At 72.3% G+C, this 12,001-nt stretch carries 13 protein-coding genes and 1 riboswitch; of the genes, 12 read left to right on the top strand and 1 reads right to left on the bottom strand.

Going from position 1 to position 12,001, the window contains the following annotated elements:
* The first annotated feature begins 6 nt into the window (after positions 1-6).
* From rpsD to ACFQUZ_RS01130, 5 genes are all read left to right on the top strand, one after another.
* Positions 7-633 (top strand): 30S ribosomal protein S4, encoded by a 627-nt coding sequence (rpsD, locus tag ACFQUZ_RS01150; RefSeq protein ID WP_377436848.1) that lies wholly within the window; start codon positions 7-9, stop codon positions 631-633.
* A 97-nt stretch (positions 634-730) separates the two neighbouring features.
* The gene (locus ACFQUZ_RS01145) at positions 731-1,753 is read left to right on the top strand and encodes a DNA-directed RNA polymerase subunit alpha (RefSeq protein WP_377436846.1); all 1,023 of its coding nucleotides are present in this window, start codon (positions 731-733) and stop codon (positions 1,751-1,753) included.
* A gap of 33 nt (positions 1,754-1,786) precedes the next feature.
* Positions 1,787-2,365: a 50S ribosomal protein L17 gene (rplQ, locus tag ACFQUZ_RS01140; RefSeq protein ID WP_377436845.1), complete on the top strand. Its 579-nt coding sequence runs from the start codon at positions 1,787-1,789 to the stop codon at positions 2,363-2,365.
* A gap of 166 nt (positions 2,366-2,531) precedes the next feature.
* Positions 2,532-3,377: a tRNA pseudouridine(38-40) synthase TruA gene (gene truA, locus ACFQUZ_RS01135; RefSeq protein WP_377436843.1), complete on the top strand. Its 846-nt coding sequence runs from the start codon at positions 2,532-2,534 to the stop codon at positions 3,375-3,377.
* Between the two features lie 12 nt (positions 3,378-3,389).
* On the top strand, positions 3,390-3,995 hold the full coding sequence (locus ACFQUZ_RS01130) for a class I SAM-dependent methyltransferase (RefSeq protein ID WP_377437474.1): 606 nt from the start codon (positions 3,390-3,392) through the stop codon (positions 3,993-3,995).
* A gap of 29 nt (positions 3,996-4,024) precedes the next feature.
* On the opposite strand, the gene ACFQUZ_RS01125 is transcribed toward ACFQUZ_RS01130, so the two are convergent.
* A complete protein-coding gene (locus ACFQUZ_RS01125; RefSeq protein ID WP_377436842.1) occupies positions 4,025-4,780 on the bottom strand; it encodes an AraC family transcriptional regulator in 756 nt (251 codons plus the stop codon).
* A 54-nt stretch (positions 4,781-4,834) separates the two neighbouring features.
* On the opposite strand from ACFQUZ_RS01125, the gene ACFQUZ_RS01120 reads away from it, so the two are divergent.
* From ACFQUZ_RS01120 to thiS, 7 genes are all read left to right on the top strand, one after another.
* Entirely contained in the window at positions 4,835-6,088 is a 1,254-nt protein-coding gene (locus ACFQUZ_RS01120; RefSeq protein WP_377436840.1) for an MFS transporter, read from the top strand.
* Between the two features lie 62 nt (positions 6,089-6,150).
* A complete protein-coding gene (locus ACFQUZ_RS01115; RefSeq protein ID WP_377436838.1) occupies positions 6,151-7,830 on the top strand; it encodes an ABC-F family ATP-binding cassette domain-containing protein in 1,680 nt (559 codons plus the stop codon).
* Complete coding sequence (locus ACFQUZ_RS01110) at positions 7,827-8,624, top strand: nucleotidyltransferase domain-containing protein (RefSeq protein WP_377436836.1); 798 nt, start codon at positions 7,827-7,829, stop codon at positions 8,622-8,624. Before ACFQUZ_RS01115 ends, ACFQUZ_RS01110 begins: the two co-directional genes overlap by 4 nt.
* Before the next feature lie 85 nt (positions 8,625-8,709).
* Positions 8,710-9,654 (top strand): aldo/keto reductase, encoded by a 945-nt coding sequence (locus ACFQUZ_RS01105; RefSeq protein ID WP_377437472.1) that lies wholly within the window; start codon positions 8,710-8,712, stop codon positions 9,652-9,654.
* A gap of 129 nt (positions 9,655-9,783) precedes the next feature.
* A riboswitch (TPP riboswitch) is annotated at positions 9,784-9,892 on the top strand.
* A complete protein-coding gene (locus ACFQUZ_RS01100; RefSeq protein WP_377436835.1) occupies positions 9,887-10,513 on the top strand; it encodes a thiamine phosphate synthase in 627 nt (208 codons plus the stop codon). (Overlaps the previous riboswitch by 6 nt.)
* Positions 10,507-11,808, top strand: coding sequence for a glycine oxidase ThiO (thiO, locus tag ACFQUZ_RS01095; protein WP_377436833.1), 1,302 nt, complete (start codon positions 10,507-10,509; stop codon positions 11,806-11,808). The genes ACFQUZ_RS01100 and thiO overlap by 7 nt, the downstream gene beginning before the upstream one ends.
* On the top strand, positions 11,799-11,999 hold the full coding sequence (gene thiS / locus ACFQUZ_RS01090) for a sulfur carrier protein ThiS (RefSeq protein ID WP_377436831.1): 201 nt from the start codon (positions 11,799-11,801) through the stop codon (positions 11,997-11,999). The genes thiO and thiS overlap by 10 nt, the downstream gene beginning before the upstream one ends.
* Positions 12,000-12,001 lie beyond the last annotated feature (2 nt).

The following is a 12,001-nucleotide window of genomic DNA, read 5'->3' as shown; positions in this document are numbered from 1 at the left end:
GAAGAGATGGCTCGTTACACCGGTGCTGACTGCCGCCGTTGCCGGCGGGAGAAGATGAAGCTGTTCCTCAAGGGCAGCAAGTGCGATGGCCCGAAGTGCCCGTTCGAGTCCCGGCCGTTCCCGCCGGGGCAGCACGGGCGCGGTCGGACCAAGGAGACCGAGTACCTGCTCCAGCTTCGTGAGAAGCAGAAGGCCCGCCGCGTGTACGGCGTGCTGGAGAAGCAGTTCCACGGTTACTACGTGGAGGCTGTGTCCAAGCAGGCGAAGACCGGTGAGGTCCTGCTGCAGATCCTCGAGTCGCGGCTCGACAACGTGGTCTACCGGGCTGGACTGGCCAAGTCCCGGGACCACGCTCGCCAGCTGGTCAAGCACGGCCACTTCACGGTCAACGGCAAGAAGGTCGACATTCCGTCGTACCGCGTCAAGGAGCACGACATCGTCGAGGTGCGGGCGAAGTCCAAGGAGCTCACGCCGTTCATCGTGGCGCAGGCCGAGGCCGGCTCCCGGCCGGTCCCGGCGTGGTTGGAGACCATCCCCAGCCAGCTCAAGGTTCTGGTTCACTCGCTCCCGGCCCGCCAGGTCATCGACACGCAGGTGCAGGAGCAGCTGATCGTCGAGCTCTACTCCAAGTAGGCCCGGCAACCCGATGGCGGCCCCGATCCCGGGGCCGCCGTCGGGACCGAAAAGTTTGGGCATCAAATAGCGGGTGCCCCGAACGAAAGAAGAACTCATGCTCATCAGCCAGCGGCCGACTCTGTCCGAGGAGTCGATCAGCGAGACCCGCTCCCGGTTCGCCATCGAGCCCCTGGAGCCGGGATTCGGCTACACCTTGGGGAACTCGCTCCGGCGGACCCTGCTCTCCTCCATTCCTGGTGCCGCCGTCACGTCGATCAAGATCGACGGAGTGCTCCACGAGTTCACCACGATCCCCGGCGTCAAGGAGGACGTGGTCGAGCTCGTCATGAACATCAAGGAGCTGTGCGTCAGCTCCGAGCACGACGAGCCGGTCAGCATGTACCTGCGCAAGCAGGGCCCGGGCGACGTCACCGCGGGTGACATCCAGCCCCCGGCCGGCGTCTCGGTGCACAACCCGGACCTGAAGCTGGCCACCCTGAACGGCAAGGGTCGGCTCGACATGGAGCTGACCGTCGAGCGGGGCCGGGGCTACGTCACCGCCGCGCAGAACAAGCAGGCCGGCGCCGAGATCGGCCGGATCCCGGTGGACTCGATCTACTCGCCGGTGCTCAAGGTGACGTACCGGGTCGAGGCCACCCGTGTCGAGCAGCGCACCGACTTCGACCGGCTCGTCATCGACGTGGAGACGAAGCCGTCGATGGGTCCGCGGACCGCGCTCGCCTCCGCGGGCTCCACTCTCGTCGAACTGTTCGGCCTGGCCCGTGAGCTGGACGAGACCGCCGAGGGCATCGACATCGGGCCGTCGCCGCAGGACGCGCAGCTCGCCGCCGACCTCGCGCTGCCGATCGAGGAACTGGACCTCACCGTCCGCTCGTACAACTGCCTCAAGCGCGAGGGCATCAACTCCGTTGGTGAGCTCATCGGGCGTACCGAGGCCGACCTTCTCGACATCCGGAACTTCGGCCAGAAGTCGATCGACGAGGTCAAGATGAAGCTCGCCGGGATGGGTCTGGGGCTGAAGGACTCGGCTCCGAACTTCGACCCGGCGCAGGTCGTGGACACCTTCGGCGAGGGCGACTACGACACCGACGACTACCGCGAGACCGAGCAGCTCTAGTCCGGCTGCCGCCACCACTGAGGAGCACCAACGATGCCCACGCCCACCAAGGGCCCCCGCCTCGGCGGCAGCCCCGCGCACGAACGGCTGATGCTGGCGAACCTGGCCACCGCGCTGTTCCAGCACGGCAAGATCAAGACCACCGAGACGAAGGCCAAGCGGCTGCGGCCCCTCGCCGAGCAGCTCATCACCAAGGCCAAGCGCGGTGATCTGGCGAACCGTCGTCGGGTGGCGTCGGTCGTCCGGGACAAGGACGTCGTCTTCCAACTGTTCGACCAGATCGCGCCGCGGTACGCCAGCCGTCCGGGTGGCTACACCCGGATCGTGAAGACCGGGCCGCGCAAGGGTGACGCCGCGCCCATGGCGATCATCGAACTGGTCGAGGAGATGGTGGCCGCGCCGCCCGCCAAGGCGACCAAGAAGGCGGCCTCTCGCAAGGCCGCTCAGCAGGACAAGGTCGAGGCGCTCGCGCCCGACGAGGAGGCGCCCGCCTCCCGCGCTGCGGACCAGGACGCCGAGCCGCCGCAGTCGGCGTCCGGCGACACCGCCGCCGCCCGGGCGGACAGCGACGAGGCCGACACCTCGGCCACCCGCGAGGACGACAAGTCCTGACCGGACGAACACAGGACGGGCCCGGCACCCTCATGGGGTGCCGGGCCCGCCCCGTTCCACCCACGATTCCTTCTGGTTGATCAAGAGCTTCGCGTCAGAATCGAGCCCTGTTCCGACGCGAACCTCTTGATCAACGAGAGAAGGTGGGCGCGGAGGGGAGGAAGGGATGAGTAGCGAAGTGGTTCGGGTGCGGGCGGATGTGGCTTATGACGGGGGTGGGTTTTCCGGGTGGGCGGTGCAGCCGGGGCGGCGGACCGTCGCCGGGGTTCTGACCGATGCCCTGGATCGGATCCTCGGGCCGGATGCCGCCACCGGGTTGACCGTGGCGGGGCGGACCGACGCCGGTGTGCACGCCACCGGGCAGGTCTGCCACGTCGATCTGGCGGACGGCGCCTGGCAGCCGGTGGCCACGACGCTGGTACGCCGACTGAACGCCGTACTGCCGCCGGACGTCCGGGTGTACGCGGCAAGTGCGGTGCCGGCGAGCTTCGACGCCCGGTTCTCGGCCACCTTCCGCCGGTACGAGTACCGGGTCACCGACGCCGCGTACGGCGCCGAGCCGCTGCGCCGGCACGAGATCCTGGCCTGGCCCCGCCCGCTCGACCTGGCCGCTCTCAACGCGGCGGCCGCCGGACTGCTCGGCGAGCACGACTACGCGGCGTACTGCCGGCGCAAGGAACACGCGACGACGGTGCGGGAACTCACCCGGCTGGACTGGCGACGCGACCCGGACGGAATCCTGGTGGGCACGGTGCAGGCGGACGCGTTCTGCCAGTCCATGGTGCGCAGCCTGGTCGGCGCCATGCTGGTGGCCGGCGACGGTCGCCGGCCCACCGACTGGCCGGGCAGCCTCCTTCGCAGGCGGGAGCGGGCCAGCGAGGTGACAGTGGTGCCGCCACACGGCCTCACCCTGGTTGCCGTCGGCTATCCGGAGGACCCGGCCGAGTTCGGCCGGCAGGCCACCGCCACCCGCCGGCTCCGGGCGCCCGTCGAGGCCGGAACCGAGGGATGAACAATGGTTGACGTGACCGGCGAGCACTACTTCACCGCCCAACCCGGCTCGGCCGCCCGGGAACGGGACGTCGAGTTCCGGATCGGCGCCCGGGATTACGTGCTGCGCGCCGCCACCGGCGTCTTCTCGGCCGACCGGCTGGACCCCGGCACCGCCGTGCTGCTGCGCAAGGCCGACCTGCCCGGACCGGACGCGGCGGGCCCGTTCCTCGACCTGGGCTGCGGCTACGGTCCGATCACGTGCGTGCTGGCCACCACCGCGCCGCGCGCCGTCGTGTGGGCGGTGGATGTGAACGCCCGGGCCCGCGAACTGGCCGCCGGCAACACGGATCGACTCGGCGTGGCAGGCCGGGTACGGGTGGCAGATCCGGATGGCGTTCCGGCGGACGTGAGGTTCGCGGAGATCTGGTCGAACCCGCCGATCCACGTCGGAAAGGCCGAATTGCACGGCATGCTCGGCCGGTGGCTGCCCCGCCTGGCGCCCGGCGGGGTCGCCTGGTTGGTAGTCGGGAAGAACCTCGGCGGCGACTCGCTGCACCGCTGGTTGGCCGACCAGGGCTGGCAGGTGACGCGCCGGGCCAGCCAGAAGGGCTTCCGGGTGCTCCGGGTGAACGCCTAGCAGGGCGTCCGTGTGCGGTTGTGGGGGCGCTAGCGCGACGTCCGTCTGCGGTTGTGGGCGCCGGGCGGGTGACCGAAGGTGCGGTGGAAGACGTCGATGAAGGCGCTGGCGGAGGACCAGCCGCAGCGGTGCGCAACGGTGGTTACCGGCATGTCGTCGGCGAGCATGCGCAGGGCATGGTAGAGGCGCAGCTGGGTCCGCCACTGGGGGAAGGTCATGCCCAGGTGGCGACGGAAGAGCCGGCTCAGGGTCCGTTCGCTGGCTCCGGCGGTGGCGCCCAACTGGGCCAGGGTCCGGGGGTCGGCGGGGTCGCGGAACAGGGTGTCGCAGACGGTGGAGAGCCGGGGTTCGGTGGGAGTGGGCAGTTGACCGGGCTGCTGGGGAGCCGCCCGTAGCTGGTCGAGGAGTACCTCCCGTAGCCGCTGGCGTTCCGGCGTGCCGTCGTCGGGCTGACGGGTATGGGCCACGATCAGTTCCCGGAGGAGCGGGTTGACGGCGAAGACGGTGGGGGTCGTCACCCCGTACTGGTCGACGTCGGCGGGCAGGCCGACGAGATGCAGGTCGAGGCGGCCGTGCGCGCGGTGGGCGTGGACGCATCCGGCGGGAATCCAGACACCACGGCTGCCGGCCGCGAACCAGGTGCCGGCCTCAGTGGTGACGGTGAGTACGCCGGAGCCGGCGTAGACGATCTGGTGGTCCTCGTGGTGGTGTGCGTCGATCCGCTCCCCGGCGACGAGGACCCGGGTGCGGGTGGGTGCCCTGGGGGTGTGGCGAGATTCCGACATAAGTTGGCAGTTTATCGGAAGCGCGCCAGAGTGGATCGCGGCGACGATGGCGAGGTGTCCAGGAACCAGTCCGCACCGACCGGCCGAATCGTCCCGTTGTCCCTGGGGCACGCCTGCGTGGATATCTACCAGGGGGCGGTTGCCGCGTTGGTGCCGTTCCTCGTCATCGAGCGGTCCTACACCTACGCCGCCGCCTCCGGTGTCGTCCTGGCCGCCACCCTGCTGTCGTCGGTCGTGCAGCCGGTGTTCGGGATGCTCGCCGACAAGCGGACCCGGCCGTGGCTGCTGCCGGCAAGCGCTCTGCTTGCCGGGGTTGGGGTCGCCCTCGTCGGTGTCAGCGGTTCCTACCCGCTCACCCTGGCGTTCGTCGCGGTCTCCGGAATCGGCGTCGCCGCCTACCACCCGGAAGCCGCTCGGCTGGCCCGGCTGGTCAGCCGCGGCAGCCACACGGCGATGGGTTGGTTCTCGCTCGGTGGCAACGTGGGGTTCGCCGCGGCGCCCCCGCTGGTCGCCGGCGCCGTGGCCGTGGGTGGCCTGCGCGCCTCGCCGCTGCTTGTCGTTCCCGCCATCGTCGGCGCGGCGCTGTGTGTGCTCGCGCGGCCCCGCGGCCCGGGCCAGCACCGCGACGGTCTCCGGCGGGGGCAGGCGGCGGGCACCCGCACGCCACACCCGCCCGGCCTGGACGACTGGGTCTCGTTCGGGAAGCTGTCCGGTGCCATCGTGTGCCGCTCGATCGTCTTCGTTGGCCTCAGTACGTTCATCGCCCTGCACGCCAGCCAGCGCACGGGCTGGGGCATGGTCTCCGGCACGGTGGCGCTGTTCGTCCTCTACGTCGGCGCCGCGGCCGGCACGGTCACCGGCGGGGCACTCGCCGACCGGTACGGTCGCCTGCCTGTCGTCCGGTGGTCCTACGCACTGACGTGTCTCGCCGTGGCAGGGGTCGTCATCGTCCCGGGTCCGCCGCTCTACCTGTTCGTCGCTCTCGCCTCGGCGGGCCTGTACGTTCCCTTCTCGCTGCACCTCACCCTCGGCCAGGACTACCTTCCCGGGCGGGTGGGCACCGCCGCCGGCGTCACACTGGGCCTGGCCGTCAGCGTCGGTGGGGTCGCCACTCCGCTCGTCGGGGCACTCGCCGACGCCACCTCGTTGCGGATCGCCCTCGTTCCCCTGGCCGCACTGCCCCTCGTCGGCTGGTTATTCCTGCGTAACCTGCGGGAGCCGGACGTCCCTGGTGGGCCGGACGCCCCCGGGGAGTCCGACGCGGTCTCCGGCGACCCGCGGGGTGGGAAGCGCGCGACGATCCGATGAACCGTTGCCCACCTGGCGTAATTGGGTGGGCGATGCTCCGGCCGGTCGGGCACCATTCCGGCGTGGGTTACATCGACGTCGCCGGGGTCGGGCACGTGTTGCCGGACGGCCGGGAACTGTTCGCCGACGTGTCGTTCCGGGTCGGCGAGGGGGCCAAGGTCGCTCTTGTCGGGCCGAACGGGGCCGGCAAGACGACCCTGCTCCGCATGATCGCCGGTGACCTCCCGGTCCGTGCCGGCACCGTCGCCCGGTCCGGCGGCCTGGGTGTGATGCGGCAGTTCATCGGCATGATCGGTGACGACATGACGCTGCGCGACCTGGCGCTGTCGCTGGCCACGCCGCCGCTGCGGGCCGCCGGGGAGCGCGTCACGGCCGCCGAGACGGCCCTGCACGCCGCCGAACTGCGCGGCAAGTACAGCACCGCGGCCGGCAAGGCACAGATGTCGTACGCCGAGGCGCTGTCGGCCTGGGGCGAGGCCGGCGGGTACGAGGCCGAGGTGCTCTTCGACACGGTGACCACCATCGTGCTCGACCTGCCGTGGGACGTGTGCCGGGACCGGCCGGTGCGTACCCTCTCCGGCGGCCAGCAGAAGCGGTTCGCGCTGGAGTTGTTACTGCGCGGCACGGACGAGGTGCTGCTGCTGGACGAGCCGGACAACTTCCTCGACGTGCCGGGGAAACGCTGGCTGGAACGCCGGCTGCGCGAGTCGGCCAAGTCGGTGCTGTACGTCTCGCACGACCGGGAGCTGCTGGCCCAGACGAGCGATCGGGTGGTGACCGTGGAGGGCGGCTCGGCGTGGATCCATCCGGGCAGCTTCGCCGGCTGGCACGAGGCCCGGGTCGCCCGGCACGAGCGGCTCGACGAGCAGGGCCGGCGGTGGGACGAGGAGCACCAGAAGCTGCGCGAGCTGATGCTGATGTACAAGCAGAAGGCCGCGTACAACGCCGCCATGGCGTCCCGCTACCAGGCGGCGCAGACCCGGCTGCGGAAGTTCGAGGAGGCCGGGCCGCCGCCCGTACCCCCGAAGGACCAGGACATCCGGATCCGGCTGACCGGCGGGCGGACCGGCAAGCGCGCGGTGATCTGCGAGGAGCTGGAGCTGGACGGCCTGACCTTTCCGTTCGACCTGGAGCTGTGGTACGGAGACCGGCTGGCCGTGCTCGGTGCCAACGGCACCGGCAAGTCGCACTTCCTGCGGCTGCTCGCCCGCGGTGGCACCGACCCCGACCCGGCGAACCTGCCGGTGGACGCGGGCCTGGCGTTGACGCCGGTGGCGCACGACGGGACGGCCCGGCTCGGCGCCCGGGTCCGGCCCGGACACTTCTCGCAGACCCACGACCGGCCCGAGCTGATGGACCGGACGCTTGTCGACGTGCTGTGGCGGGGCGACGAACACCGGGCCGGGATGGATCGGCACGGGGCGATGGCGGCGCTGTCCCGGTATGAGTTGGCCGGCCAGGGCGACCAGCGGTTCGGCTCACTGTCCGGCGGTCAGCAGGCGCGGTTCCTGGTGTTGCTGCTGGAGCTGTCCGGGGCGACCCTGCTGCTGCTCGACGAGCCGACCGACAACCTCGACCTGGCCTCGGCCGAAGCGCTGGAGGCGGGGCTGCGGGCGTTCGAGGGGACCGTCATCGCGGTGACCCACGACCGCTGGTTCACCCGGTCGTTCGACCGGTTCCTGCTGTTCGCCGGGGACGGTGAGGTCAAGGAGACCACCGAGCCGGTGTGGGACGTCGGATGATTCCGGCGGACCTGCCGGACCGGCTGACCGCAGTGGACGGGGTGGTGGCCGTGGCGCTGGGCGGCAGCCGGGCCCGCGGCCGGCACCGACCGGACTCGGACTGGGATCTCGGGCTCTACTACCGGGGGACGTTGGACGTGGCGGGGCTCCAGGCGGTCGCCGACCAGGTCGCCGATGGGCCGGTCGAGCTGACGTCCCCCGGCGACTGGGGTCCGTGGGTGGACGGCGGTGGGTGGCTGCGGATCGGCGGCACCGCCGTGGACTGGATCTATCGGGACCTGGACCGGGTGCACCGGATCTGGGCGGACTGCCGGGCCGGCCGGTACGAGATCGGCCGGCAGATCGGTCATCCGCTCGGGTTCTACTCCTGCGCGTACCCCGGTGAGGTGGCGCTGTGCCGGGTGCTGGCCGACCCGACCGGGGAGCTGACCGCGCTGCGCGCGGCTACCGGTGACTACCCGCCGGCCCTCGCGGCGGCCCTGGACAACGGCTGGGAGGCCGACTTCATGCTGGGCGGCGCGGCGAAGGGGGCGGCGGCCGGTGACGCCGCGTACGTCGCCGGCTGCCTGTTCCGGGTGGTTGGCATCCTGGCGCACGCGCTGCACGCCCGGGCCGGCACATGGTTGATCAACGAGAAGGGGATGGTCGAGGCGACCGCCGCGCTGCCCGAGGCACCGGCGGACTTCGCCGACCGGGCGCACCTGCTGCTCGGCGGGATCGGGCGGACACCGGTGGAGCTGGCCGGCACCCTGGCCACGGCCCGCCGACTGGTCCGCGACGCATTCCCGGTTTAGCGCCTGTCTCCTGGATCTCGGTGGCGCGAGCTGGTGCGGCGGATGTCCTCCGTACGGCCGGCATAGGGTTGATCTCGTGACTGAGATGACCTATCGCCGGTTGGGCGACTCCGGCCTCGTGGTGTCCGTGGTGGGGATCGGCTGCAACAACTTCGGCCGCAAGCTCGACGCCGCCGGCACCCGTGCGGTGGTCGACGCCGCCCTGGACGCCGGGATCAACTTCTTCGACACCGCCGACATCTACGGCGAACCGCACGGCGGCTCCGAGGAGCTGCTCGGTGCGGCGCTGCGCGGGCGGCGGGACGACGTGGTGGTGGCCACCAAGTTCGGCATGGACATGTCCGGCATGAACGGGCCGGACCACGGGGCCCGGGGCGCCCGGCGCTACGTCGTCCGGGCGGTGGAGGCGTCGCTGCGGCGGCTGGGCATGGACCACGTCGACCTCTACCAGATGCACGAGCCGGATCCCGGGACACCGATCGAGGAGACCCTCGCGGCGCTGGACGACCTGGTGCGCGCGGGCAAGGTGCGGTATCTGGGCAACTCGAACTTCACCGGCTGGCAGATCGCCGACGCGGACTGGACCGCCCGGACCGCGGGATACACCCCGTTCATCAGCGCCCAGAACCACTACAGCCTGCTCCAGCGGGACGTGGAGACCGAGGTGATCCCGGCGTGTGAGCGGTTCGGGCTCGGCATGCTGCCGTTCTTTCCGCTGGCCAACGGCCTGCTCACGGGCAAGTACCGGCGCGGCGAGGAGCCGCCCGCCGGTAGCCGGCTGGCCGGTGGGGGTCGGTACGCGCAGCGCTTCGCCGCCGCGCCGTGGGACACCATCGAGGCCATCGAGAAGTACGCCGATGAGCGTGAGCTGTCGATGCTCCAGGTGGCCATCGGTGGGCTGGCCGGACAGCCGGCGGTGACCTCGGTGATCGCCGGAGCGACAAGCCCCGAGCAGGTCCGGGAGAATGCGGCGGCGGGCGCCTGGCAGCCCAACGACGACGACCTGGCCGCCCTGCGCGAGATCCTCTGACGCGCTACGCGGACTCCGCTGGCCTGCCGCGTCCGCTCCTCTGACGCGGTGAGTGGGGCCTGTTGACGCGTTGCGCGACCGACGGCGGGCCCTTGGCAGATCGGCACGTCCTGCCGTACGGTCAGCAACGAATGACCCCACGGGAGCCCGGTGCACCGGGCTGAGAGGGGGGCTGAAGCCCCCGACCGTCGAACCTGATCCGGGTAATGCCGGCGCAGGGAGGAGCGTTGTCATGCCGTCCCTGGGACGTTTGCACCTCATCACCGACACCCGGCCGGGCCGCGACGCGCTCGCCGTGGCCCGGGCCGCCCTCGCGAAGGCCGGCCCCCGGCTGGTGCTCCAGGTCCGGGTGGAGGACTCGGCGACGGACCGGGACGCCTACGAACTGGCCGGCCGGATGGTCGCGGAGTGCGCCGCGGTGGGGGCCACCTGCCTGGTGAACGACCGGCTGCACGTGGCCCTCGCCGCCGGCGCTGCCGGTGGACACGTCGGCGCCCTGGATCTGCCGGTCGCCGCGGCCCGGCGGGTGCTCGGGCCGGACGCGGTGCTCGGGGCGACCGCTCGGGAGGCGGTCGCGGCGCGGGCGGCGGTGACCGCCGGTGCGAGCTACCTCGGCGTCGGTCCCTGCCACGCCACGTCCACCAAGGTCGGTCTGCCGGCGCCGATCGGGCCGGCCGGTGTGCGGGCCGTGGCGGCCGCGGTGGACGTACCGGTGATAGCCATCGGCGGGGTGACCGCCGCGCGGGTGCCGGAGCTGGTGGCGGCCGGTGCGTACGGTGTCGCGGTGGTAGCGGCGGTGAGTGCCGCGGCCGATCCGGGACGGGCCACGGACGAGCTGTTGCGGGCGCTGCCATGCTGACGGCGGGCCGGTCCGGAAGCGGCGAAGGAAAGCCCGTCCTCGCGGTGGTGGGGGGCGGGCCGGTCGGGTTGGCGATCGCCTGGCGGTGCGCCCAGCGCGGCATGCGGGTCACCGTGTATGACCCGGCTCCCGGTTCCGGGGCGTCTGCCGTCGCCGCCGGGATGCTCTCCCCGGTGGCGGAGGCGACGTTCGGCGAACGCGACTTGACGGCGCTGATGGTGAACGCCGCGGCCCGGTGGCCGGCATTCGCGGCCGAGGTCGAGGTGGCCGGGGGGCGGGACGTCGGCTACCGCACCGACGGCACCCTGATCGTGGCGCTCACCGCGGACGACGTCGCCGAGGCGCGGCGACTCTGGACGTACCAGCAGAGCCTGGACCTGCCGCTCACCCCGCTGCTGCCGACCGAGTTGCGGGTCCGCGAACCGCAGCTCAGCACGCGGGTACGTGGCGGCGCGTACGCCCCGGCCGACCATCAGGTCGACCCGCGCCGGCTGGTGCCGGCGCTCGTGGCGGCGGCCCGGGCGGCCGGTGTGCGGGTCGAGCGGCGGCAGGTCGACCGTCTGTCTGATGTGGACGCGGATGTCGTGGTTGTGGCGGCCGGCACCGGTAGCGCGACGCTCGCCGGACTGCCCGTCCGCCCGGTCAAGGGCCAGGTGCTCCGGCTCCGCGCGCCGGGCGGCGGACCGCCGGTGGTGCGGCACGTGATCCGGGGGTACGCGGACGGCCGCTCGGTCTATCTCGTGCCGCGAGTCGACGGCGAGGTGGTCGTCGGCGCGACCGTCGAGGAGCGGGGTGACCTGACAGTCACCGCCGGTGCCGTGCTCGATCTACTCCGCGCCGCCGCCGAACTGGTGCCCGAACTGGCCGAGTACGAGCTGGCGGAGGCGCGTGCCGCCACCCGGCCCGGCACGCCGGACAACCTGCCGTACCTGGGTCCGCTGCCGGGCCGGCCCGGCGTCCTCGTGGCAACCGGCCACTACCGGCACGGGATCCTGCTCGCCCCGATCACGGCCGACCTGGTCGCCGACGCGCTCACCGGTGGGGAGCCGACCGGCGGCGCGTTGGCTGGCGACGACTGGCCGGCGGAGCTGGCGCCGCTGCGTCCGGACCGGGCGGCTAGGCAGGCGCCGGTCCGCCGGACAACCGGGCAGGCGCCGGCTGACCTGCCGACCGGGCAGGCGCCGGCTGACCTGCCGACCGGGCAGGCGCCGGCTGACCTGCCGACGGGGCAGGCGCCGGCTGACCGGCTGAGCGGGCCGGGCGACCCGGTCGAGGAGGGAAACCGATGGAACTGACCGTGAACGGGACGACCCGGCGGCTGCCGTCCGGGACGACGCTGACCGGGCTCGTCGACACGCTGACCACGGTGCACCGTGGCCTGGCGGTGGCGGTCAACGGCGAGGTGGTCCGCCGGGCGGACTGGCCGACCACGCCGCTGCGGTCGGGGGACCGGGTCGAGGTGCTGACCGCGGCGCAGGGCGGGTGACC

The sequence above is a fragment of the Plantactinospora sp. GCM10030261 genome, assembly GCF_042666615.1.
GTDB lineage: Bacteria > Actinomycetota > Actinomycetes > Mycobacteriales > Micromonosporaceae > KBS50.
This window is presented reverse-complemented; position numbering and strand designations above follow the sequence as displayed.